This is a genomic window from Spirillospora sp. NBC_01491 (assembly GCF_036227065.1).
In the GTDB taxonomy this organism is placed as follows: domain Bacteria; phylum Actinomycetota; class Actinomycetes; order Streptosporangiales; family Streptosporangiaceae; genus Spirillospora; species Spirillospora xylanilytica.
In genome coordinates, this window is sequence record NZ_CP109432.1 from 4,491,729 (window position 1) to 4,512,798 (window position 21,070).

Annotated in this window: 27 protein-coding genes and 1 tRNA gene; 12 read left to right on the top strand and 16 right to left on the bottom strand. The window is 70.2% G+C overall.

Annotation, left to right across the window (positions count from 1 at the left end; translation table 11 throughout):
* The first annotated feature begins 16 nt into the window (after nt 1-16).
* From OHA34_RS20900 to OHA34_RS20940, 9 genes are all read left to right on the top strand, one after another.
* Nucleotides 17-370 carry a hypothetical protein gene (locus OHA34_RS20900; RefSeq protein WP_329518625.1) on the top strand — a complete coding sequence of 118 codons (354 nt, stop codon included), beginning with the start codon at nt 17-19 and terminating at the stop codon, nt 368-370.
* The gene (locus OHA34_RS20905; protein WP_329518626.1) at nt 367-684 is read left to right on the top strand and encodes a hypothetical protein; all 318 of its coding nucleotides are present in this window, start codon (nt 367-369) and stop codon (nt 682-684) included. The genes OHA34_RS20900 and OHA34_RS20905 overlap by 4 nt, the downstream gene beginning before the upstream one ends.
* Before the next feature lie 98 nt (nt 685-782).
* The gene (locus tag OHA34_RS20910) at nt 783-1,145 is read left to right on the top strand and encodes a DUF6907 domain-containing protein (protein ID WP_329518627.1); all 363 of its coding nucleotides are present in this window, start codon (nt 783-785) and stop codon (nt 1,143-1,145) included.
* On the top strand, nt 1,142-1,594 hold the full coding sequence (locus OHA34_RS20915) for a hypothetical protein (protein WP_329518628.1): 453 nt from the start codon (nt 1,142-1,144) through the stop codon (nt 1,592-1,594). The genes OHA34_RS20910 and OHA34_RS20915 overlap by 4 nt, the downstream gene beginning before the upstream one ends.
* The gene (locus OHA34_RS20920) at nt 1,591-2,025 is read left to right on the top strand and encodes a hypothetical protein (protein ID WP_329518629.1); all 435 of its coding nucleotides are present in this window, start codon (nt 1,591-1,593) and stop codon (nt 2,023-2,025) included. Before OHA34_RS20915 ends, OHA34_RS20920 begins: the two co-directional genes overlap by 4 nt.
* A complete protein-coding gene (locus tag OHA34_RS20925; RefSeq protein WP_329518630.1) occupies nt 2,022-2,816 on the top strand; it encodes a DUF2637 domain-containing protein in 795 nt (264 codons plus the stop codon). Before OHA34_RS20920 ends, OHA34_RS20925 begins: the two co-directional genes overlap by 4 nt.
* A gap of 70 nt (nt 2,817-2,886) precedes the next feature.
* Entirely contained in the window at nt 2,887-3,225 is a 339-nt protein-coding gene (locus OHA34_RS20930; protein WP_329518631.1) for a hypothetical protein, read from the top strand.
* Nucleotides 3,226-3,808: 583 nt separating this feature from the next.
* Complete coding sequence (locus OHA34_RS20935) at nt 3,809-5,044, top strand: helix-turn-helix domain-containing protein (RefSeq protein ID WP_329518632.1); 1,236 nt, start codon at nt 3,809-3,811, stop codon at nt 5,042-5,044.
* A 57-nt stretch (nt 5,045-5,101) separates the two neighbouring features.
* A complete protein-coding gene (locus OHA34_RS20940; protein ID WP_329518633.1) occupies nt 5,102-5,317 on the top strand; it encodes a hypothetical protein in 216 nt (71 codons plus the stop codon).
* 88 nt (nt 5,318-5,405) lie between these two features.
* Here OHA34_RS20940 and OHA34_RS20945 read toward each other — a convergent pair whose 3' ends face one another.
* The 9 genes from OHA34_RS20945 to OHA34_RS20985 form a co-directional block, all read right to left on the bottom strand.
* The gene (locus tag OHA34_RS20945; protein ID WP_329518634.1) at nt 5,406-5,687 is read right to left on the bottom strand and encodes a hypothetical protein; all 282 of its coding nucleotides are present in this window, start codon (nt 5,685-5,687) and stop codon (nt 5,406-5,408) included.
* 6 nt (nt 5,688-5,693) lie between these two features.
* Complete coding sequence (locus tag OHA34_RS20950) at nt 5,694-6,041, bottom strand: hypothetical protein (RefSeq protein WP_329518635.1); 348 nt, start codon at nt 6,039-6,041, stop codon at nt 5,694-5,696.
* Nucleotides 6,038-6,313, bottom strand: coding sequence for a hypothetical protein (locus OHA34_RS20955; protein WP_329518636.1), 276 nt, complete (start codon nt 6,311-6,313; stop codon nt 6,038-6,040). Before OHA34_RS20955 ends, OHA34_RS20950 begins: the two co-directional genes overlap by 4 nt.
* Nucleotides 6,314-6,820: 507 nt before the next feature.
* Nucleotides 6,821-7,624 (bottom strand): hypothetical protein, encoded by an 804-nt coding sequence (locus OHA34_RS20960; RefSeq protein WP_329518637.1) that lies wholly within the window; start codon nt 7,622-7,624, stop codon nt 6,821-6,823.
* A gap of 2 nt (nt 7,625-7,626) precedes the next feature.
* Nucleotides 7,627-8,238, bottom strand: a complete 612-nt coding sequence (locus OHA34_RS20965) for a hypothetical protein (protein WP_329518638.1) — start codon at nt 8,236-8,238, stop codon at nt 7,627-7,629.
* Complete coding sequence (locus OHA34_RS20970) at nt 8,150-8,623, bottom strand: helix-turn-helix domain-containing protein (RefSeq protein WP_329518639.1); 474 nt, start codon at nt 8,621-8,623, stop codon at nt 8,150-8,152. Before OHA34_RS20970 ends, OHA34_RS20965 begins: the two co-directional genes overlap by 89 nt.
* A complete protein-coding gene (locus OHA34_RS20975; RefSeq protein ID WP_329518640.1) occupies nt 8,620-8,799 on the bottom strand; it encodes a hypothetical protein in 180 nt (59 codons plus the stop codon). The genes OHA34_RS20970 and OHA34_RS20975 overlap by 4 nt, the downstream gene beginning before the upstream one ends.
* A 219-nt stretch (nt 8,800-9,018) precedes the next feature.
* Nucleotides 9,019-9,645: a helix-turn-helix domain-containing protein gene (locus tag OHA34_RS20980; protein ID WP_329518641.1), complete on the bottom strand. Its 627-nt coding sequence runs from the start codon at nt 9,643-9,645 to the stop codon at nt 9,019-9,021.
* A 307-nt stretch (nt 9,646-9,952) separates the two neighbouring features.
* Nucleotides 9,953-10,165, bottom strand: coding sequence for a helix-turn-helix domain-containing protein (locus OHA34_RS20985; RefSeq protein WP_329518642.1), 213 nt, complete (start codon nt 10,163-10,165; stop codon nt 9,953-9,955).
* 171 nt (nt 10,166-10,336) lie between these two features.
* On the opposite strand from OHA34_RS20985, the gene OHA34_RS20990 reads away from it, so the two are divergent.
* Together OHA34_RS20990 and OHA34_RS20995 are read left to right on the top strand one after the other, a co-directional pair.
* Entirely contained in the window at nt 10,337-10,852 is a 516-nt protein-coding gene (locus OHA34_RS20990) for a hypothetical protein (RefSeq protein WP_329518643.1), read from the top strand.
* Complete coding sequence (locus tag OHA34_RS20995; protein WP_329518644.1) at nt 10,849-12,189, top strand: tyrosine-type recombinase/integrase; 1,341 nt, start codon at nt 10,849-10,851, stop codon at nt 12,187-12,189. The genes OHA34_RS20990 and OHA34_RS20995 overlap by 4 nt, the downstream gene beginning before the upstream one ends.
* A gap of 81 nt (nt 12,190-12,270) precedes the next feature.
* Here the strand turns inward: OHA34_RS20995 and OHA34_RS21000 are convergent.
* From OHA34_RS21000 to OHA34_RS21010, 3 genes are all read right to left on the bottom strand, one after another.
* Nucleotides 12,271-12,343: transfer RNA gene (locus OHA34_RS21000), tRNA-Thr, on the bottom strand.
* A 52-nt stretch (nt 12,344-12,395) separates the two neighbouring features.
* Nucleotides 12,396-13,910 carry an alpha/beta hydrolase gene (locus OHA34_RS21005; protein ID WP_285940011.1) on the bottom strand — a complete coding sequence of 505 codons (1,515 nt, stop codon included), beginning with the start codon at nt 13,908-13,910 and terminating at the stop codon, nt 12,396-12,398.
* A gap of 76 nt (nt 13,911-13,986) precedes the next feature.
* The gene (locus OHA34_RS21010) at nt 13,987-14,712 is read right to left on the bottom strand and encodes a TetR/AcrR family transcriptional regulator (RefSeq protein ID WP_285940010.1); all 726 of its coding nucleotides are present in this window, start codon (nt 14,710-14,712) and stop codon (nt 13,987-13,989) included.
* 134 nt (nt 14,713-14,846) lie between these two features.
* Between OHA34_RS21010 and OHA34_RS21015 the strand changes: the two genes are divergently transcribed.
* Nucleotides 14,847-16,328, top strand: coding sequence for an MDR family MFS transporter (locus tag OHA34_RS21015; protein WP_329518645.1), 1,482 nt, complete (start codon nt 14,847-14,849; stop codon nt 16,326-16,328).
* 769 nt (nt 16,329-17,097) lie between these two features.
* Here the strand turns inward: OHA34_RS21015 and OHA34_RS21020 are convergent.
* From OHA34_RS21020 to OHA34_RS21035, 4 genes are all read right to left on the bottom strand, one after another.
* On the bottom strand, nt 17,098-17,388 hold the full coding sequence (locus OHA34_RS21020) for a hypothetical protein (RefSeq protein WP_329518646.1): 291 nt from the start codon (nt 17,386-17,388) through the stop codon (nt 17,098-17,100).
* A gap of 469 nt (nt 17,389-17,857) precedes the next feature.
* Nucleotides 17,858-19,126: an ABC transporter permease gene (locus OHA34_RS21025; protein WP_329518647.1), complete on the bottom strand. Its 1,269-nt coding sequence runs from the start codon at nt 19,124-19,126 to the stop codon at nt 17,858-17,860.
* A complete protein-coding gene (locus OHA34_RS21030) occupies nt 19,123-19,851 on the bottom strand; it encodes an ABC transporter ATP-binding protein (RefSeq protein ID WP_329518648.1) in 729 nt (242 codons plus the stop codon). Before OHA34_RS21030 ends, OHA34_RS21025 begins: the two co-directional genes overlap by 4 nt.
* Nucleotides 19,848-21,056: an efflux RND transporter periplasmic adaptor subunit gene (locus tag OHA34_RS21035; protein WP_329518649.1), complete on the bottom strand. Its 1,209-nt coding sequence runs from the start codon at nt 21,054-21,056 to the stop codon at nt 19,848-19,850. Before OHA34_RS21035 ends, OHA34_RS21030 begins: the two co-directional genes overlap by 4 nt.
* Nucleotides 21,057-21,070: the final 14 nt, after the last annotated feature.

The following is a 21,070-nucleotide window of genomic DNA, read 5'->3' on the forward strand; positions in this document are numbered from 1 at the left end:
GAGAGGAAGTCTCATCATGACACGCACCCAGAGCGCGGCACCTGCCGCACCTGCGAAGTGCCCGCCGTGGTGCGAGCGCGGCGACCACGACGACTACCTGCGCTGCGTCCACCAGGCCCTGATCGGGCGGGTCAATGCGTCCGGCAGCGACCACGTCGCGGTTCGGCTCGCGCAGTCCCCCGAAGCGGCCCGCGGGTCGGTGACGGTCCACTTCCACAACCAGACCGCGACCGACGACGGGTCGCGCATGATGTGGCTCAACGCCCTCGACGCGGCCGGGTTCGCCGGCGTGATGGACACCCTCGGCCACCACGACATCGCCGAGCTCGTCCGTAAGGCGCTGGCGGTCATCGAGGGTGAGGACCGATGACCGCGACAATCCTGGCGTTCCGGCCGCGGGCCGTCGACGAGCGACTCAGGACGGCGCTCGAGTTCGTCGTCCGCGACGCGATCACCTCCTGTGTCCCGGCTCCGCTGGTCCGGGCGCTGCGGTCCCCCCGGGCGTCCACGGTCGAGATGACGGTCGGGGGTGTGCCGGTCGAGATCACGGTCGGAGCAGAGCCCATGTCCGCCGAAACGATCGTGGCCGAGTGGCGACGACTCCTCGCAGACGGAGCCGAGCCGGGCCAGCGTCTCTTCGTCGGCTACCCGCCGCTTGAGCTCGCGCACGACGGTGCCGCATGAACCGCCCGATCTGACGAACTGACCGACCTGCCTGACCCCCGGGTCCCACCGACCAAAGCAAGGCCCGGGGGCAGGCCCCTCGTAAGGGAGCGACCATCATGACAGTCACCGACCGGATCGGCGAGCAGCCGTACTGGCAGACGAGGTCGTGCGGCCCGTGGTGCGAGGCCGTACACACCGATGAGGACGTGTTCGAGGACCGGGTCTGCTGCGGCCAAAGCCGCGTCGTTCCGCTGACCCTGGAGCCCTGCACGCCCGACGGCTCCGACAAGGCGAAGTCGCGGCCGGCCGTGTTCAGCGTGGAACTCGTCCAGCAGTACGAGGCGGCGGCGCCGCACATCTCGGTGCTCAGGTCGGCGCTGGACGAGCCGATCCGCTTCACGCGGATGTCGCCGGACGAGGCGGACGAGCTCGGCGACTACCTCAAGGAGCTGGCGAAGTTCGCGAGGGGGACGGCATGAACGGCATCCTGACCGCGGTCGCCCAGAACGTCACGTGGGAGATGTGGGACACCACCTCCACCTGCAGCTGCCCCGTCCCGTGGTGCGACAGCCAGCACGGCGAGCAGCTCGACCCGAACTACGTCTGGCACGGCCGCGACATCGCCGCCGCCTACACCGAGACCGACCTCGCCCTCGAGGTCTGCGTCCACCAGGGCAACCCCCGCAGGGGACTCCGGGACACCGGCACCTCGTGGGCGCCCAACTACCCCACGGCACCGGAGATCGTGATCTACATCTACGAGGACGGGACGCTGGCTGCTCGAATGCCGATGGACGAGCGGGACGCCGAGGTCCTCATCATGGTGCTTCGTTCGATCGGTGAGGGCGGGCGCCTGATCGAGGCGCTCTTCGCCGCGTGCGAGTTCGCCAAGCGGATCAAGCGGATCAAGCGCCGGGGCAAGCTGTGACCGGGGTCGAGTGGACGGGCCGTGAGGCGACCGCGCTCCGCAACGCGATGCGGCTCACCGTCGAGCGGTTCGCGCAGAAGATCGGCGTCGCGCCGCGAACCGTCGTGCACTGGGCCACGGCCCCCGACACGGTGCCGCGCCTGGCGATCCGCGACGCCCTCGACGAGGCCCTGGACTGGGCGGGCCCGCGAGTACACGACCGGTTCACCGCGCTGACCGGCACCAGGGTCACACTGTCCCCGATCAAGATCAGCGACACCGAGCGCGTCGAGGTGCTCAAGATCCTGGACGTGATCAGTGCCCGGCTCAACCGGGTCGAGCAGCGCCTCACCGATCAGCGGGACGTCGCGGCGCACCTCTGCAGGCTCACCGAAGCGGCGGGCGATCTCCAGCGGCAGATCGGCGTCTTGTCCGGAGCGGGGCGCGCATGAGGTCAGGCGGGGACCAGGTGATCCGGGCGGGACTGGTGGTCTCGTTGACGGTCGTGACCGCGGTCGCGGTGGTCATCTCCTACGGGCACCTGTACGACCTGGCGACCAAGAACGGTGAGAAGGGCGTCGCCGCGGCGGTCCTTCCGGTCACCGTGGACGGGCTGATCCTGGCCTGTTCGCTGGTGATCGTGAACGCGGCCCGGCAGCGGTCGCGACCGCCGGTCCTGGCGTGGCTGCTGCTGCTCGCGGGGATCGGCGCGACGCTCGCGGGGAACATCGCGCACGGCATCGAACACGGTTGGGCGGGATCACTGGTCGCGGGCTGGCCGGCGGTGGTCGCGGGTGGCATGTTCCACCTCGCGATCGGTGAGATCCGCCGCGGTCAAGAGCCTGTCACCAGCGAGGACGTACCGATCCCGGAAAGTGGAGAAGAGAGTCCAGATCTGGGCTCTCTCGAGCCGTGGACGGACGACCGGCCGGGCGGGTACGCGCTGTGGGAGTTCATCGAGCCCACTCCGGGACCGGTCGCGACCGGTGGTCCTGACCCGGTCCCCGCGCTCGAGACCGGTCCCCCCAACGGTGGGGAAGACCACGCGGAACGAGGGGCCGATTCGCCTTCTCCTGAACTCCCCGATCCCGCGCTCGCGCCGGTGGTCGCGACCGCCCGGGACCGGTTCGCCGAAGTGATCGCGGACGGTGGTCTTCCCTCGATCCGGAAGATCCGCCAAGAGATCGGAGTCGGGTACCCGCGCGCCGTCCAGGTCCTCGAAGCGCTCGAGAGCGGCGCCTGAGGGGCACGTCCGTGCTCGTCCTCTCCCCCGTCAGTAACACCCGTCAGGAACTTCTCGGAGGTCGATCAAGATGACGATGCACTCCCACCCCGACGCGGCCCGCCAGGCCGCGCTTCGCGAGCAGCGGCCCCCGGCCGATGACCCGGCCATCGAGCAGGCCATGAACGTCTGGCGCAGCCTCACCCCCACCGAGCAGGCCAACGCGTTCAACACCATCTACCGGCACCTGGTGGCCCAGCGGCGGACCGGGGACGCCGGCCACCTGGAGCGGCTCGCGGAGTCGCTGACCACGATGGTGCGGATGGAGCAGCAGCCCGGGTTCACCGAGAAGCGCCGAGCCCCGATCGAACGACCCGAGCCCGGCGAGGGCATCGGCTTCGAGGAGCTCGCCCGGATGCTGCAGGCGTAGAACTCGGGAGCAAGGGGGCCCGCGGTCAGCACGTGACCGCGGGCCCCCTTCCGCGTGAAGGAGCAATCGAGCAAGGGCAACGGGCGGTTGCTCTTCCTCGGTGAGCCCCATCGCGTCGCAGGCGCGCGTCACGTACGCGCGCGTCGCGCGCGAGGGAGGGGCTTGCTCGTTCGGCCGGCCCAACGTGCGAGTGCACGCGCATCCGGACAGGCGGACCCGGGCACACGCACACGCGTACACGCGAGGGCGAGTGCACAGTGCAGTGCACAACCCGAGGCGACCCACGGAGAACTTCCGACGCACGCCCGCGCGGGCGCACGCGCGACAGGCTGTGCACTGCGCACTCCTCAGCGTCCCCCAGAGTGCACGACGGGCCGCGCCGGAACCCCTGAGTCCAGCAGCGTCCCGCGCGCCGCTCTGCCGCCCGTACAGAGCTTCCGTGCGACTGCCCGACTTCCCGGCGGGTCAGAACTGAATCGGGTTCCCTGGTCAGTCGACCGCGGGATGTCGGTGACCTCTGACATGGCAAAGGCCCCGCACGTAACCTGAACTTGTCGAGGGTTCAGGAAGGGTGCGAGGCCTTATGCGTGACGACGGTAACACCGACCCTGCCGACCCGGCACTGTCCCTAGGTGAGCGCATCAAGTTCTATCGCCGGCGGCGCGGGATGTCCCGCGAGGTGCTCGGCGGACTCGTCGGGATGTCCGGCCGGTGGGTCAAGGCCGTCGAGTCCGGCCAGATCCAACACCCCAAGCTGCCGACCCTGATCGCTCTCGCCGAAGCGCTCCGCGTCCGGGACCTCTCCCGCCTCACCGGGGGGCAGTCGATCCCAGCGAGCACGTTCCGCGGGCCCGGTCACCCCGCGTTGCCCGCAGTGCGGGACGCGATCAACGCCGTAGCCGTCCCGCTGACGGGCCCACCGTCGAGCCTGGACTACCTCCAAGCCCGCCTTGACGCGGCATGGCGGGCCCGGCACGCGGCACCCGACCACCGGACCGTGCTCGGCGCGCTGCTCCCGGACCTGATCCGCGACACCAAGCACGCGGCCCGGTCCCTAGAGGGAGCCGACCGGCGGCGCGCATTGGCGATCCTCGCCGGCGTGTACAACCTCGCCCAGTTCTTCGTCGCCTACCAGCCGGACGCCGGTCTTCTGTGGCGCGTCGCCGAACGGTCCATCATGGCGGCCGAGGAATCCGAGGACCCCCGCGCGTTCGGTGGCGCGGTGTGGCTGCTCGCCCAGGCGCACCGTGACGCCGGTGACTTCGACGCTGCCGAGACCGTGAACCGGGACGGCCTCGAGGTGCTCCGCCCGCACATCGACGGCGCCGGCAACGACCTGATGGCCATGTGGGGGGCGCTGCACTTCGAGGCCGGATACACCGCGGCCCGGTCAGGGCAGCGCGGTATCGCGTGGAACTGGTGGCAACAAGCGGATGACATCGCCAAGAAGCTTCCGCGCGGCCACTACGACCCGATGACGTCGTTCTCGCGGGTCATCATGGGCGCTCACGCGGTCACTCTCGCTGTTGAGCTTCGGCAGGGTGCCGAGAGCGCCAAGCAGGCGCGGCGCGCGACGGCCGCGGCGATCCCGTCGCAACCTCGCCGGGGCCGGCATCTCATCGAGGTCGCGCGGGCATGGCAGATCGGCGGCGACCAGGCAACCGAGCTCGGCACCCTCAAAGCCGCCTACATCGCGGCGCCGGAGACGATCCGGTTCAACGGGTACGCGCGCCGGATGATCCTGGATCTCACCGACGGCCCGCAGAGCCTGCGGCGCGACGCGCAAGACCTCGCTGACCGGGTCGGGTTGCTCGTCTGAACAAGGGGACACGAACCGTGTCCCCCGCTTCGACTGGACGGCCGCAACCTGTGTCACATGACGCAGGTACTGCCGTTGACCGGCACCGATGAGGAGATCAAGGCCCAGCTACGCGCCGAGTTTCCCGCTTGGTCGATCGTCGTGACCGACAGGTCGCGATGGTGGGCGTTCCGTGGTCCCATGACCTCGGAGACCTTCAGCGAAGCGAGCGACTTCGAGGCCGATTCCGCCGAGGAGCTCCGCGAGAAGCTACTGCGCGTGAAGTCCCGATGAGCAGCGGAGCGGCGGCGGCACGCAACCCAACCCCTGTGCCAGGGGCCCCAGCGTCACCGCCGCCCGCTCCGCCTTCGGCCAGCGAGCACTAGCACTGGTGCGCCCAGTGGGCGTCACGGTGACGTGAGCAACGGCGGTGGTACAGCCCGACCGCCTCTGCCCACTCCTCCAGCGGCGGCCAAGGATCGGCGTCCCGCGCGGGCCGCGGCGGCGACTCCCACCCCAGACGCCCGGCGAGGCCGGCGAGCCTCCCGAACGCTTCCTCTCCCTCGAGCGCGCCGAGCGCCAGACCGTACCCGGCGACCGTCATCGCCCCGCACGCCTGCTCGAGCAGCGCCAGCGGGTCATCGGCGAGACGACGGCGCCTCATCCCGCCCTACCCCTCCACCACACCGCGGACCCTCACATCGGTCAGCCACGAGCGAGGCGCACCCGCGTGCGGCGCGAATGCCGGGTACCGCTCCGACCGCTCCCGCTCCACCGGACTCAACTCCCCGCAGCGCTCCAGTACAGCGGCGACCACATCACGGCGGAAGCGGCGCACCACATGGCGGTCACCCTGCCACCCGAACCCCTCCAGCCGGTACGCCGGCCGGTACACCGCCCGCGCGACCCGCAACGCCTCCGCGTCGTCCCACATGAACGACGGCGCCCCCATCGCCTCCCAGCGTGCGCGCGGACGCTCGAACAACCCGAACGACTCCGCGGGCTGCCTGCGCCTCACACCGCACCCTTGATCCCGTACGCGCCCCGCGCACCCGACCGACGCTGCGGACGGCGCGCGTCCTGCTGCTGGTCCCCCTCATCACCGGCAGGCAACCGCAGCGACGCAGACAGCCGAGCAAGCGCGATACGCGCCTGCCGAGCCTCCACCACCGCCGGATGCACCCGCCTGGACAACCCCGGACCGGGCTGCATCAGCCCGTCCCGCTGGACCTGCTCGGCGAGATCGTCCAGCAGATCCACCGTGCGGACCATCTCCTTCAGGAGCGCCATCTCGTGTTCCTCGAGCTCGTACCTGGTGAGCACTTCCGACCAGAGGCGACGCCCGGACGCGCCCGTCCCCGTGGGCACTCTCGGTAGTCGAGAATCGGACATATCGGGCACTCCGTTCGGTTCAGGGGTCAGCCGGGGCGACCTGCTATACGGGGCCGATTTGGCTGACCCCCGGGAGGGGGCAAGGGCCCCGGGTTGACGACACTGTGACCAGCACTGATGCGACAGGCGACGCCGTGACCTGCGAGAACGCGCGTCCGTCACGCTGTGTGAGAGTCGGGCGTTGCGTCGGCCTCGACTGCGCGTGGTCGCTGCTGCCTGGGCTCTGGGGCTGGCAGTCGCCGCGGCCGAGCGAGGCGCGATCGCGTGTGCTGTCCACGAAGGCGGTCGACACCTCAAGTACCGACCGCCTCCGTGGACGTGGGCGAGCCGGCCGAACCATCCGGTCGCCGTCCCTCGTCGGCTCGGTGGCTACCCGATCACCAGGCACCGAGCATGGACGAGTGGTCATGTGAGGACGTTCCTCAGGTTGGGTGTGAGCATCGTGTCGAGCCACGTCTGGTAGCCCATCGCGCGATGGTGGAGCCGTCCGCGCTCGGCGAGGGACAGCGTCAGGTCAGCGCGGACCGCGGCCTCGGACAGAGCACGCCAGCGCGTGACCCTGTCGAGGGTCGCGCTGCGCCACTGCTTGGCGCCGTAGCTGACCCATTGCCAGACCTCGCGGCATCGGACGCCTTCGGGGATGGCGGTCACGGTGGCGGCGGCGGCGAGGTCCCCGAACCGGCCGGCCGGTTGGTTGAGCATCCGGTCGAAGTCGCGGCGCGCGTGCACGATGGCGTCCAGCTTGAACGCTGCCCGGTCGGCTGTCTGCCAGTGTTTGAACTGGGTGGGCGTGAGGCGGTCGAGGCGTTCGGCTGTGGCGTCCTGCGGAAGCCGCGGTGACGCCTTCTCGAACGCGGCGAGGTGATCGGCGTACATCGTGACCATGGCCGTGATCCAGCCCTCGGCAGCGGCGCGCACAGCGTCGATGAGGGCGCCCTCGGCGTCGCTGCGGTACGTCGCGGCGACGTGCCGACTCTGGGCGTGCGCCCGTACCGCGTCGACGTGATCGGCGACCAGTGACGCGAGCTCTCCGGGCAGCGCAGGCGGCGAGGGGCGAACCGGTGCGGGCGCGGTCGCAACCTGCTCGACCTCGGCCGCGAACGCCTCCGCATCAGTGACTGCCTTCGGGATGGTGAGGCCGAGTTCACGCGCCTGGCGCAGGCACCGGCCGGCGGTGCGGGAGGTGACGAGTCCGGCGGCGGCGTACATCGTCAGTCGCTCTCGTCGGCGAGGTCGGACTCGGCGAGCTGCAGGACCTGGGTTGCCGACAGGCCCTGCAGCTCTGGCGGGACCGGCAGCGCGTACACCGCGGCGCGCTTGAGCTGGAACACCGGGTCACCCGGGTTGGGGATCGATTTCAACTGCTCGAGGGTCTCGGCTGCCTTCGGGCGCGTGGAGGCGTACTCGGCGACCACTTCCGACCACGGGCCCAGCATCCGGCCGTGGCTGATGGCGTGGCGCGCAATGGCGGTCGCGTACGTCTCGATGCCCAACGTCTCGGCGGTGCGGAGCTGCTCGAGGGCGGTCCGCGGGTCCTTGAGGTTCTGTGCCCGGTCGTAGGCGTCCATGACGGCGCGCTGCTGGTCGGCCGACAGGTTCCCGACGTTGCCCGACAGTTCCTTGGTGAGGCTCTCCCGGGTGGCCTTGATCGAGGCGTCCTCGGCCTTCTGAAGCGCGGCCATCTGCTCGTTGTGGGTGTGCAGCGCACGGGCCATGTCCGCGGCCCGTGCGCTGTCACTGAGCCGCTTGTTGCTGCGGGCCCGCTCGATCTTCCGCTCGTACGTCTCGTGAATCGCGGCCACGTCCGGATACGTCTCGTCCACGTCGTCCCACACGGTGCGCTCTCCCTGCTCGTCTCGCCTTGTAAGCGGCGAGGTCCTCGGGGGCGATGAACAGGTCTCGGCCGACGCGGGTTGCCGGGAGGAACCCGCGGTTCACGGCCCGGATGACGCTGCCGTGTTTGATGCCGAGGTGGTTCGCCGCTTCCTTCGTGGTCAACGGTGGCAGCGGTCCGCGCACGACGGTCACTTGTGTCTGTCGTGAGCGACTGATCCGGTACGCGTAGGCAACGTTGGTGATCAGGTTCAACTCGTCGTACACCTCGGGTTCGGTGAGGTGAGCGACGCGAAGCCGGGGCATGTTCGCCGCAGTGGCAAGCAGCGCCAGCGTCCGCAACGAGATCGTCACCGGCTCCATGTCGTCGCTCACTCGTCCTCGCTGCCCTGGTTCCTGGCGAGCTTGGCCGCGTGCCGCTGCTGCAGCCCATAGCGGCGACGCTCGGAGAGCTCGGCGAGGCGACGCCGGCGGCCGTCCCGTCGCTGCGTGTTCTGCTCGAGCCGCTCCGCGAGACGCTCGTCAACGGCCACGCGAAGCTCGTCGTCCATCGCACTCATGGCGCGTCTCCGGGTCGTTTGCAAGCGGCGGCGACGCGCGAGCGTCGCGGCGTTCTTCTGGGTTGGTCACATGAGTAGGTACATGCGTTGGTGGGTGGAAGTGACTTCCGGTACCCGCGGATCTCACTTCCGTCGGTACCGGAAGTCACTTCCGGTAGGTGCGGAACTGACTTCCGGTACCGGATCTCACTTCCGGTACCGGACGCACGGTCACCAGTCATCGGAGCGGGCCTTCCGGAAGCACTTCCAGACGTCGCTGCCGAGCTTGAACCAAGATGTCTGCTCGTTGATCAAGCACTGGCGCTCCCATTCCACGAAGCAGTCCGGCGCATCCCGCCCCTTGGTCTTGCGGGGAGTCGGGCAGAAGCACAACTTGCGGACATCGAAGCGGATCGAGTCTGATCCCGGCTTGTCGTCCTTGCCGCTGTTCACGGAGGAGTTGCCCTGCGGGTTGAACAGTTTGGCGCAGTACAGGCAGGTGAACTTGCGTCCGCGCGGCCCAAGGATCGGCAGTTCCTTCCACCCCGGGGGGATCATCAGCTCGTACTCGTCAGCGATGCCCTTGTGTGGGACACCGAACGCGACGCGCTGAGCCATGCCCAGGCCGCGCATGACGGCCCACGCATCCCGCACGGTCCGTTCGTTGTACCCGGTCTCGCGAGCGAGCCGCTCGTTGCTGGGGTGGCAACTGGCGCCGTCATGGTAGTTGGCGTAGTCCATCGCGGCGCGCGCGATGTGTTTCACCGACGACTCGACCAGCAGGATCCGAACAAGGGTGTTCCACTGGCTGACGAACGGCCTGTCTTCGTCGTCGGGTGGGGAGATGCGCTTGCTCATGCAGCCTCCCGCCCGCGGTAGGTGCGGGCGACGCGGATCACCACCAGTCGGCCGCACGCGCCGCGGGGACGGAGAACGTGGGCGTTCTCCTCGGACCGGGCAAGAGCCCGATGCCCCGCCTTGCAGTGCGGGCAGATGTAGGTGAGCATCCACAGCTGCCGACGGCCATCAGGGGCGAACAGCGACGCGAACGCGTTCGGCGGCCTACGGCGTCGCCGGACTACGCTGGTGCTGGTCGTGGTGACTGGTTCGTTGGAGTGGCGCGCATCCTTGGCGGGGGGCGCGCCGTTCTCCACGTCAGGGGACATTAGGCGGCCTCGCCACCCTGTTGTCCCGCCGCCCGCCGCCCCTCGACATAGTCGTCGAGGTCTCGTACAGCGATGAGCCGACGACGGCCGATCGTCACGCTCGGCAGATCACCGGTTCGAATCAGTTGGTAGATCTTGGTTCGCCCGATGCCCAATGCCCGCCCGGCATCCGGCCACCAGGGGATGAGTCTGCGCCCGTCGTCCCGCTCCATGGGGGTGCACCTTCCACAACCACGTCCCAGATGACACGTAACTGAGACTGACTTGACCGCAATGCATCATGGGTAGCACGTTCGCCACGTGTCGCGCAAGTTCGCCAAGCTTGATGACGAAGCCTGGCGGGGTGGTTGAGCAACTTCGCACCGCGCTGTACCTTGGCGGACGTGAGCGATTCCCAGAGGACACCGAACAGCGGCGCGTGGCACATGCCGAAGTACGAGCGCGGCAAAGACGACCTTTGGGACAGCCTGGGTGAGGATTGGCAGGCAGTCGACGGCATCCACACCGACCTACGCGTCTACGTCCGGTTCGACGGAGAGAGTGAGGGGCGCCCCAAGATCTCGGGACTCTGCCTTGGCGGCGGACAGATCACGACGGACGTGTTGCGAGCCGTCCCGATCAGTCGTCTCGAGAACCTGCCGGCTCTACTCGACGATGCGCAGTCGCGCGGTCAATTCCTGTCCGAGCTGGTCCCACTCGTCAGACGCAAAGGCGACGATCCCGAAGAGTTCTCCTCGCGGGTCGCCATGTACTACCGAATCTTCGCCGCAACCAGCTCGAAGCCAGCGAAGGAGATCGCCGACCACTCGAACGTGCCTGTCGCGACGGTGCGCGGTTGGATCCGTGAGGCTCGGCTCCGCGGGAAGCTACCACCAGGGACACGAGGTAAAGCCGGATGACCGAGCGCAGCGACGGCACCAGGAAGCCCAACGGCAGATCCTCGATCTTCTTCAGCGAGCGCGACGGCAAGTGGCACGGGTACGTGACCATGGGCGTCAAGGACGACGGATCACCGGACCGTCGCCACCGTGTCGGCAACAGCGAGCCCGAGGTCACGAAGAAGGTCCGCGAACTCGAAGGCAAGCGCGACGCTCAGAAGGTCGACAAGCCGGGCCGGCCACCCACGGTCGAAGCGTGGATGCGCACCTACCTGGACGACATCGCTGTGCGTGACCTCGCGCGGAACACCCTGCAGTCGTACTGGTCGGACACCCGGAACTGGATCATCCCGCACCTTGGGAAGCATCGGCTCGACCGGCTGCAGCCCGAGCACCTGGACAAGCTGTACTCACGGATGTACGCGGCCGACAAGAAGCCGAGCCACGTCCTCAAAGTGCACCGGATCCTGTCGCGCGCGCTCGAGATCGCCGTGCGGCGAGAGAAGGTCGGCCGAAACGTCGCCAAGCTCATCGACGCGCCCGGCTCCAATGACAGCGAAATCGAGCCGCTCACCCAGGCCGAGGCCCGCCGCATCCTCGCCGCCGCGGACGGCCGGCACAACGGCGTTCGCTGGTCGGTGGGTCTGTCCCTCGGCCTGCGCCAGGGCGAGGCCCTCGGCTTGCGATGGAAGTACGTCGACCTTGACGGCGGAGCGATCAAGGTCTGGTGGCAGATCTCCCGGCAGAAGTGGCTGCACGGGTGCGACGACGTGGCCGCGTGCACCGAGGGCAAGCACCGGCGGCCGTGCCCGAAGAAGTGCGCCAAGGCGGCGCGGAAGTCCGGGCGCCGGCACACCTGCGTCACTGCCGAGGCTGAGCGGCTGTGCCCGAAGATCTGCGACCGGCACGCCTCCACCTGCCCCAAGCGGGCCGGCGGCGGCCTGGTCTTCAAGAAGCCCAAGGGCAAGAGCAGGCGTACGGTGCCGCTCCCCCCGGAGCTGATCCCGATCCTGAAGGCGCACCGCACCCGGCAGAAGGCCGAGCGGCTCGCCGCGGCGAACGTCTGGGAAGACCACGACCTCGTGTTCTGCCAGCCGAACGGCCGGCCGATCGACCCGCGACGTGACTGGGACGACTGGAAGGACATCCTCGCCGAGGCCGAGGTGCGGGACGCGCGGGTGCACGACGGACGGCACACCGCGGGGACGCTGCTGATCGAGCAGGGCGTTCACGTCCGCACGGTTCAGGAGATCTTGGGGCACTCCGATATCCGGCTCACGCAGCGGTACACCCACGTCGCTACCCCGATGGCCGAGGACGGAATGCAGCGCATCGGACGCGCGCTCTGGGGGTCGTGATCCCGGCAACTGCAACGCGAACTGCAACCGGGACGACCAAGGGCGTCCACCTGATTAGGTGAACGCCCTGGTCAAACTATGAGCCGCCTAACGGAATCGAACCGTTGACCTATTCATTACGAGTGAATCGCTCTACCGACTGAGCTAAGGCGGCCTGCCGTGGGGCACGGCGGGATGAAGTCTACCGGGTCCCGGCAGTGCGTGCATCAGTGGCAGAGGGTGCCGTTCTTGGGCGGCTCGGCCGTGGTCAGGTAGCGGTCGGTGGCCCGGGTGATGCAGGTGTTGCCCTGGAGGTAGGCCGTGTGGCCGTCGCCGTCCAGGCTGAGCAGGACGCCGGAGTCGAGCTGGGAGGCGAGGCTCTCGGCCCACTTGTACGGCGTGGCGGGGTCGCGGAGGGTGCCGATCACCAGGATGGGCGCGGCGCCCTTGGCCGTGACGGGCTCGGGCCGCCGCTTGGTCTGGACGGGCCAGTAGACGCAGGGGAGGCCGCCCCAGACGACGAACGGGCCGAAGAGCGGCGAGCTCCTCTTGGCCTCGTCGGCGGACGTGCCGTAGGTGGCGGCGTCGGGCGGATTGGGCTTGTCGACGCAGTTCACCGCCATGTTGGCGTCGGTCTGGTTGCTGTAGGTGCCGTCAGGCCCGCGTTCGACCATCTGGTCGGCCAGGCGCAGGAGGAGGGTGCCGTCGCCGTTCTGGACGGCCTGGGCCAGCGCCTGCCGCAGGACGGGCCAGGACTCCTTGGCGTAGAGGGCCGTGGCGATGCCCATCGTGACCCAGGATTCGTTGATCTTCCGGGTGTCGAGGGTGTTGGTGAGGGGGGTCTCGTCCGTCTTGCGGAGAAGGTCGGCGACCTTGGCCTTCGCGGCGCCGGCCGTGGTGCCGAGCGGGCAGGTCCTCTTGACGCAGTCGGCGACGAACGCGCGGAAGGCGGTCTCGAAGCCCTTCGACTGCTCGACCAGGGTTCCGGTCGAGGACTCCTTGGGGTCGAGCGCGCCGTCGAGGACCAGGGCGCGGACGTTCTTCGGGAACTGCTCGGCGTAGAGCGCGCCCAGGTAGGTGCCGTAGGAGGCGCCGTAGTAGGTGAGCTTCCGGTCGCCCACGGCGGCGCGGAGGACGTCGATGTCGTGGGACGCGTCGACGGTGCCCATGTGCGGGAGCATCTGCGCGGCCTTCGCCTGGCAGGCCTGCGCGTACGCCTTGCTCTCCGCGGCGAACGCGTCGACCTCCCTCTTGTCGTCGGGCGACGAGTCCGCGCCGAAGAAGGCGTCGAGCTGGGGGCCGGTCATGCAGCGGACGGGGGCGCTGGCGCCGACACCGCGGGGGTCGAACCCGACGATGTCGAAGCGCCGGCGCAGGTCGGCGCCGAACGTACGGGCCACGCTGCGGGCGAACCCCACGCCCGAACCGCCAGGCCCGCCGGGGTTGGTGAACAGGGAGCCGACCCGCTTGGAGGGGTCGCTCGCGGGCAGCCTGATGAGGGACAGCTTGAGCCTGGAGCCGTTCGGTTTGGCGTAGTCGAGGGGGACTTCGACGGCCGTGCACTGGAATCCGTCGCCGCAGTCCTTCCAGGTCGGCTTCTGCTGGTAGAAGGCGTCCATCCCGGATTTGGCGTCGGACGAGGCCGCCTGCTGCTGCGTACGACTGCCGCCACCACCGCCGCCGCTGCACGCCGCCGCCAATGTGAGCGCCCCGACCGCGCTGATGAACCTCGCTGCCCGCACTTGGCCCCATCTCGTCGTAGCTGTCTGTATGCCCGCGCCTACGCTATGTCCCCATCGGGGTGCGGGGCCAGCGCCTTCAGCTTCCGGCGTGCTCGCGCTCGATGCCGTCCAGCAGCCAGTTGAGCCCCTTCTCGAAGTCGTCCTCACCGTAGACGCCGGTCTCGACGACCGATCTGAGGTAGGGGAACTCGCCGCCCGCCAGAAGGTCCCGGACGTAGGACTGCTCCAGCAGGCTGTGTTCGACGACCTTCAGGTCGTGCACGCCCCTCTCCCGGATCCGCTGCTCTTGGGTCATGACGCCGAGCATGTAGTGGTCGATGGTGATGACGATCTCCATCTGGCTGCGCGGGTCGTCGGTGAGCTTGGACGCGGCCCGCAGCGACTGGTCGGCGTGCCGCAGCCCGTTCGGGCCGATCCTGGACGAACGTCCGGCGAGCTGGAACATCCACGGGTGCTCCAGGCCGGTCGCGCGCTCCCTGCGGGTGATCTGGAGGAACGCCTCGCGCCAGTCGGACGGCAACTCCCCCTCGATCAGGACGTCGGCCGCGACCTCGTCGTACATGAGGTCGAGCAGATCCTCCTTGCGGTCGATATGCCCGTAAAGGCTCATCGCGCGGACGCCCAGTTCACCGGCCACGCGGCGGATGGACACCGCCGCCATCCCCTCGGCGTCGGCGAGCTTGATCGCGGCGGCGACGATCGCCTCCCGCGACAGCTTCGAACGGCGACCCCCGCGGGGGCGCTCCCACACGTCGTATCTCGCCGGCAGGTCCCCACGGTCGCCGGTCGCTGATCCAGGCACATCCCGATCGTACCCATACGGCGTACGGAGTGGGCGATACGGCGTACGCCGAACCGAGACACTGTACGGATCAAGCGATACGGTGTACGGTGATGCCGATACGGTGTACGTTCACTGATCCGGAAGGCGGCTTGATGACCACCGCAGAGACCCAGGCCCCGGCCGTCCGGGCTGGGACCGACCCGCACCTGAAGCGCCTGGCGATCGTCGTCGTCCTCGGCACGATCATGACCGTCCTCGACACCACGATCGTGAACGTCGCGGTCAACACCCTCGGAAAGGACTTCGACACCTCGCTGTCGACCATCCAGTGGGTGGTGACCGGCTACACGCTCGCCCTGTCCGTGGCGATCCCCCTGACCGGCTGGTCGGTGCGGCGGTTCGGCTCCCGCACGATGTGGCTGACGTCGCTCTGCCTGTTCATCGCGGGCTCCCTACTGTGCGGGCTCGCCTGGTCGGTGCCCTCGCTGATCGCGTTCCGCGCGCTCCAGGGGCTCGGCGGCGGCATGCTGATGCCGGTCGGGCAGACCATGCTGGCCCGCGCGGCCGGCCCCGACCGGATGGGCCGCGTGATGAGCATCGTCTCGGTCCCCGCGATGCTCGCGCCGGTGCTCGGCCCACTGCTGGGCGGAGTGATCGTCGACAACCTGAGCTGGCGCTGGCTGTTCTACGTCAACATCCCGTTCTGCGCGGTGGCCCTGCTGACCGCCGTCCGGTTGCTGCCGCGCGACACCGAGCGCGACTCCTCCGCCCGCCTGGACGTCGTCGGCATGGTGCTGCTCTCACCGGGCGTCGCCGCCATGGTGTACGGACTGTCGGAGGCCGGGAACGGCGCCGACCTGTCCGGCCCCCGCTTCCTGGTCAGCGCCGTCGGCGGCGCGGTGCTGGTGGCCGCCTTCGTCGTCCACGCACTGCGCAAGGGTTCCGACGCGCTGATCGACCTGCGGCTGCTGCGCACCCGGTCGTTCACCACCGCGACCGGCGGGTTCTTCCTCTACAGCGCGTCCCTGTTCGGGTTGATGATCCTCATCCCGCTGTTCGCCGGGATCGTCCGGGGCGATTCGGCGCTGGAGTCCGGCTGGCTGCTGGCCCCGCTGGGGCTCGGCGCCATGGTCACGATGCTGCTCGCAGGACGGCTGACCGACCGGTACGGCGCCCGCTGGGTCGCTGCCGGGGGCATCGCGATCGTGCTCGCCGGCACGGTCCTGCTCAGCTTCGTCGAGGCGTCGACCGGACGCCTCGTGCTCATGGGAGCGACCCTGGTCATCGGCATCGGGCACGGCTTGGTCGCCCCGTCCCTGATGGCCGCGAGCTACCAGGGCCTCCCCCGCACCTCGATGCCGGCGGCGACCACCGGCGCCAACATCCTGATCCGGGTCGGCAGCTCGTTCGGCACGGCCGCGCTGGCCGTCGTTCTGCAACTGGCGATCCGCGCCGAGATCCCGGGGGCGAGCGGCAATCTGAAGGAGGCCGCCGCAGACCACACCGCACCGACCCTGCTGACCACCGCGTTCACGCACACGTTCGGATGGGCCGCCGCGATCATGTTGCTGGCACTGGTCCCCGTCCTGACCCTCTCGCGCCGCAAGCCCGCGGCCGAAGCGCCGACCGCATAGCCGTCCCCCCGCGGGTCCCTGCCGCACCGCCGTCCAGCGACGAACGCCGAGGGTGAGGTGGGCGGCACCTCGCCCGCCTCACCTCCCCACCAACGCACTCTCGGACATGAGTCCCCGGCAGGTGCACGATCGGCAGCGCGGCGGGCGGGCGATGGGATGGGTGGGTGAGGTTGCGCGCGTGGGTTGGCAAGGGGGCTTGCGTCACGCGCGTATGGGCGGCTGTGGGGACCGCCCGGTCTCTGGACGGATCAGGAGCCGGTGGACGCACCGCCGCTCGGCTGACCGCTCGGCCTCTCGCCGGGCGGGCCGCTACCTGGGCCGCCCTGTCCTCGTTGCGGAGCCAGCGACGAGCACGCCGTCATCGCCTTCTGCTCGGCCGCCGACCGGGACGGCCGGCCGCTCGGGGGGCCGGACGGCGCACCACTGGGACGATCCGAAGGCGCTCCGCTGGCGCGGTCCGTCGGTGCTCCGCTGGGACGGCCGGACGGCGCGCCACTGGGGCGGGCCGAAGGCGGTCCGCTGGGGCGGGCCGAGGGTGCTCCGCTGGGCGGGGTGGCGCCGCGACTGCCGCGCTCGGGCATCTTCACGCCCTGTTTCTCCATGCACGCTTGGAAGGCCGCCATCGGGTCCGCCGGAGCGGATCGCGCGGCCTTGGCCGTGTCGCCCGCGTTCCCGCATGCCGCGCAGCACAGCAGCGCCCCCACGATGCCGGCACCGCTCAGCGCGCGGCCTGCGCGTGTGGAAACCCTCATCGGCTCGCCCTTCCTGATCAGTTTCCGCGGCCGGGCCGGGTGCCCTCGCCGATGGCGGTCGCGATGACGGAGCCGTCCTCGGCCGTGGTCCCGCTCACGACGAGGCCCGCTCCCGAGGAGAGGTCCTTCACCGTGCCCGCCTTGGTGACGCGGATCTTGGTGGAGCCGCTGGTCTTGACCATGACGGTCTGGCCCGACGAGGTACGGAGGTAGACCGTGTTTCCCTCGATCCTGGTGATGGTCCCGACCGTCATCCCGCCGCCGGCGCCGGCGGCGCCGTTGTCAGGTGCGCCCCCCGCGCCCGGCATTCCTCCGCCCCCAGATCCTCCCCCACCTCCGGATGCCCCGCCTCCGGATGCTCCTCCGCCTCCGGGTGCTCCTCCGCCTCCGGGCATGGCTCCGCCTTCTGGGGCGGCGCCGCCTCCGGGGACTCCGCCGTAGCCGCCCGCACGGCCGTAGCCGCCGGCAGCGGTCATGCCGCCGGGGGCGCCGGACCTGGGCTCGGAACCGCCACCGTCGGATCTCCACTTCTGCGCCTGTACTCCGCCGATGAATCCGGCGACCAGGATGAGCCCTGCGACGAGGTAGAGCGTCGGGCCGGGCAACACCCGTTGCCGGGGCGGCGCCGCCAGCTCGGCATCGAGGTCCCCCTCGAAGGGTGAGGTAGCCAGGAGATCGGCCGCATCGGAGGTGGAGCCTGGACCAGGCTCGTCGGGCGGCGATGAGCCGACGCGGCCTGAGGCGGTGGGGTGGGGGGCGGTCACGCGGGGCTCCTTCTCACTCATGCCGGAGCGCCTCGATGGGGCGCAGCTTGGCCGCGCGGTTCGCCGGGTAGCTGCCGAAGAACAGGCCGATGGCGATCGAGACGCCCAGCGCGAGGGCGATCGACGACGGCACCAGGACGGGTCTGACGCCGACGATGGTGAAGCGGCTGCCGATCACCCCGGCGGCGACGCCGAGCAGGCCGCCGAGCAGGCTGAGGACGGTGGCCTCGGCCATGAACTGGCCGAGGATGGCGCCGCGGGGGGCGCCGATGGCCTTGCGGATGCCGATCTCCCTGGTCCGCTCGGTGACGGTGACGAGCATGATGTTGGTGATGCCGATGCCGCCGACGAGCAGGCTGATCGCGGCCACCGCGCCGAGCAGGACGGTGAAGGTGCGGCTGGACTCGCCGACCGCCGACTGAATGCCGGCCTGGCTGGAGACCGAGAAGTCGGCGGCGCCGGAGAAGGCGACGTCGTGCCGTCCGTTGAGGATCTCGGTGATCTCGGCCTCGGCGGCGTCCACCGCACCGCTGTCCTTGGCTTGGACGATGACCTGGTCGAGGCCGCCGTACCCGGTCAGGCTCTGCTGGACGGCGGTCAGGGGCGCGATCGCGATGCTGTCGGGGTCGGTGAAGCTCGACGAGGACGAGCCCGACTCCTTGAGCACGCCGGTGACGGTGAAGCGGATCCCGTCCACGTCGATGCGCTTGCCGAGCGGGTCCACCCGGCCGAACAGGTCCTCGGCGAGGGAGCTGCCGATGACCACGGTCTTGCCCGCGGCGGTCACGTCGTCGCCGGTGAAGGCCGAACCGGAGGCCACGGTCTTGTTCGCGGCGGCGAAGTAGGACGGGGTGGTGCCGACGAACTGGTCGATCGTGGCGCTCGTCCCCGCATAGCCGGCGGTCACCGACGGTGACGTCACCACCGGTGAGGCGGTCTCGACCGAGGGGGCGTTGACCGGGTCCACGAGCGCGGCGGCGTCCTGGGCGGTGAGGTCGTGGGCCTGCGTGCGCGGCCCGGAGCTCTGCTCGCTCTGGCCGCCGGACCTGCCGCCCGGCGTGCCGGGGCGTCCGGCGCCGGTCGTCGACTGGGTGACGGTCAGCGAGTCGGCGCCGAGCCGCTGGATGCTCTTCTTGATCTGTTCCGAGGAGCCGTTGCCGACGGCGACGAGGAGGATCACCGCGCCGACGCCGATGAGGACGCCGAGCGTGGTGAGGGAGCTGCGCAGTTTGTTGGCCATCAGCCCGCGCAGCGCGAACCGGAGCACCTCCAGCGCGCTCACCGGGCGCCCTTTGGCATCCGGTGCCGCGCGCCCGTGGTCCGCCTGCGGTCCTCGACGACGCGGCCGTCCACGAGCCGGACCAGGCGCTGGGCGTGCGCGGCGACGTCGTCCTCGTGGGTGATCAGGACGATGCTCCGGCCGCTGCGGCTGAGGCGGTCGAACAGGCCCAGCATGTCGGCGGTGGACGCGCTGTCCAGGGCGCCGGTCGGCTCGTCGGCCAGCAGCAGCGTCGGGGCGGTGACCAGCGCGCGGGCCACGGCGACCCGCTGCTGCTGTCCTCCGGACAGCTCGTTCGGCTCGTGCCGGGTCCGGTCGGCGAGGCCCACCTCGCCCAGCGCGGCGAGCGCGCGGCGGCGCCGGTCGGCGCCGCGCACCCCGCCGTAGGCGAGCGGCAGTTCCACGTTGGCCTGCGCGCTCATCCGGGGGATCAGATTGAACGACTGGAAGACGAACCCGATGCGGCGGTTGCGCAGGATCGCCAGGCGGCGCTCGTCCAGGCCGCGGACGTCGGTGCCGTCCAGGAGGTAGTGACCGGCGCTCGGGACGTCCAGGCAGCCGATGATGTTCATCAGCGTGGACTTGCCGGAGCCGGACGCCCCCATGATCGCCACGTAGTCGCCGCGCTCCACGGTGAGGGTGATGCCGCGCAGCGCGTGCACGGCGGTGTCACCTTCGCCGTAGACCTTGGTCACCGCACGGATATCGAGGACCGGCGGTGAGGTCATCGTCGGCCTCCGCCGGGGCCGCCGCCGCCGGGCATCCCACCGCCCGGCATACCGCCGCCACCGCCGGGCATGCCGCCGCCCGTCCTGGTACCGCCCGTCTTGGTGCCGCCCGTCTTGGTGCCGGAGCCCGTCGTGGTCGTGAGCGCGATCTGGTCGCCCTCCTGGACCCCGGATTTGATCTCGGTGCCCTGGTCGCCCTTGACGCCGGTCTCCACCTGGACCTGCTGCCGCTCGCCCGCGCGGACGACGGTGACCGTGCTCTGCCCGCCCGCGGTGCGGACGGCGGCGGTGGGCACGTAGAGCACGTCGGACGCCTTCGCCACGGTGATCTCCACGGTGGCGGTCTGGCCGATCCGGACGCCGGACGGGACGCCGGTGAGGCCGATCTGCGCGGCGAACTTCACCACGTTGTCGGTGGTCGTCGGGGTGGCGCCGATGCCGGTGATCGTGCCGGTGGCGGTCTTGCCGGTGAGCGCGTCGAAGGTCACCGAGGCGGACTGGCCGACCTTGAGCCGGGTGGTGTCGGCCTCGGTGAACTGCCCCTCGACCTGGAGCCGGCCGGTGTCGGCGAGTTCGATGAAGCCCGATCCGGACGACGACGAGGACGAGGAGGAGCCCGACGCCCCGGAGACCCCCGCCCCTCCCGAGCCGGACGCCCCGGACGCGGACGTCCCGGACGGCGACGACCCCGAACCGCTCGACGAGCCGCCGACCGTCCCGTTGACGCTGGTCACGGTCGCGGAGAACGGCGCTTTGAGCACCGTCCCGGAGACCTTACGGACGGCGGCGTTGTAGGAGTTCTTCACCTTGACGTACTCGGCGTATCCCTGATCGGTGGAGGTGTCCTTCTGCGCCGCGACGGCCAGGTTCGCCTTGGCCGCCGTGAGCTCCTCCAGCGCCTCGGTCTGGTCCAGCCGCGCCAGCGACTCGCCCGCGGAGACCTTTTCACCGGCCTTGACGTAGATCTTGGCGACGGTGCCGGAGGCGTCGAACGAGAGCGACCGGCTGCGGCGGCTCGCCACCGAGCCGGAGGCCGACACGGAGGAGACCACGGTGCCGCGCGCGACCTGGGCGGTCCGGGTGGCCGCGGCGGCATCGTCGCCGCCGCCCGCGAGAGTGAGGTACCCGAGACCCGCACCGGCGGCGAGCAGCACGCCGAGCGTGCCGTTGACCAGCAGAGAGCGACGTGGGGACGGCCGGTTCATGAGGAGAGGCTGGT

Excerpts from the sequence above, each read along its gene's own strand:
- OHA34_RS20900 (WP_329518625.1), top strand. The coding sequence starts at position 17 with ATGACACGCACCCAGAGCGCGGCACCTGCCGCACCTGCGAAGTGCCCG.
- OHA34_RS20905 (WP_329518626.1), top strand. The coding sequence starts at position 367 with ATGACCGCGACAATCCTGGCGTTCCGGCCGCGGGCCGTCGACGAGCGA.
- OHA34_RS20910 (WP_329518627.1), top strand. The coding sequence starts at position 783 with ATGACAGTCACCGACCGGATCGGCGAGCAGCCGTACTGGCAGACGAGG.
- OHA34_RS20915 (WP_329518628.1), top strand. The coding sequence starts at position 1,142 with ATGAACGGCATCCTGACCGCGGTCGCCCAGAACGTCACGTGGGAGATG.
- OHA34_RS20925 (WP_329518630.1), top strand. The coding sequence starts at position 2,022 with ATGAGGTCAGGCGGGGACCAGGTGATCCGGGCGGGACTGGTGGTCTCG.
- OHA34_RS20930 (WP_329518631.1), top strand. The coding sequence starts at position 2,887 with ATGACGATGCACTCCCACCCCGACGCGGCCCGCCAGGCCGCGCTTCGC.
- OHA34_RS20935 (WP_329518632.1), top strand. The coding sequence starts at position 3,809 with ATGCGTGACGACGGTAACACCGACCCTGCCGACCCGGCACTGTCCCTA.
- OHA34_RS20940 (WP_329518633.1), top strand. The coding sequence starts at position 5,102 with ATGACGCAGGTACTGCCGTTGACCGGCACCGATGAGGAGATCAAGGCC.
- OHA34_RS20945 (WP_329518634.1), bottom strand. The coding sequence starts at position 5,687 with ATGAGGCGCCGTCGTCTCGCCGATGACCCGCTGGCGCTGCTCGAGCAG.
- OHA34_RS20955 (WP_329518636.1), bottom strand. The coding sequence starts at position 6,313 with ATGGCGCTCCTGAAGGAGATGGTCCGCACGGTGGATCTGCTGGACGAT.
- OHA34_RS20960 (WP_329518637.1), bottom strand. The coding sequence starts at position 7,624 with ATGTACGCCGCCGCCGGACTCGTCACCTCCCGCACCGCCGGCCGGTGC.
- OHA34_RS20975 (WP_329518640.1), bottom strand. The coding sequence starts at position 8,799 with ATGGACGACGAGCTTCGCGTGGCCGTTGACGAGCGTCTCGCGGAGCGG.
- OHA34_RS20980 (WP_329518641.1), bottom strand. The coding sequence starts at position 9,645 with ATGAGCAAGCGCATCTCCCCACCCGACGACGAAGACAGGCCGTTCGTC.
- OHA34_RS20985 (WP_329518642.1), bottom strand. The coding sequence starts at position 10,165 with ATGGAGCGGGACGACGGGCGCAGACTCATCCCCTGGTGGCCGGATGCC.
- OHA34_RS20995 (WP_329518644.1), top strand. The coding sequence starts at position 10,849 with ATGACCGAGCGCAGCGACGGCACCAGGAAGCCCAACGGCAGATCCTCG.
- OHA34_RS21015 (WP_329518645.1), top strand. The coding sequence starts at position 14,847 with ATGACCACCGCAGAGACCCAGGCCCCGGCCGTCCGGGCTGGGACCGAC.
- OHA34_RS21020 (WP_329518646.1), bottom strand. The coding sequence starts at position 17,388 with ATGCCGGGCGCGGGGGGCGCACCTGACAACGGCGCCGCCGGCGCCGGC.
- OHA34_RS21030 (WP_329518648.1), bottom strand. The coding sequence starts at position 19,851 with ATGACCTCACCGCCGGTCCTCGATATCCGTGCGGTGACCAAGGTCTAC.
- OHA34_RS21035 (WP_329518649.1), bottom strand. The coding sequence starts at position 21,056 with ATGAACCGGCCGTCCCCACGTCGCTCTCTGCTGGTCAACGGCACGCTC.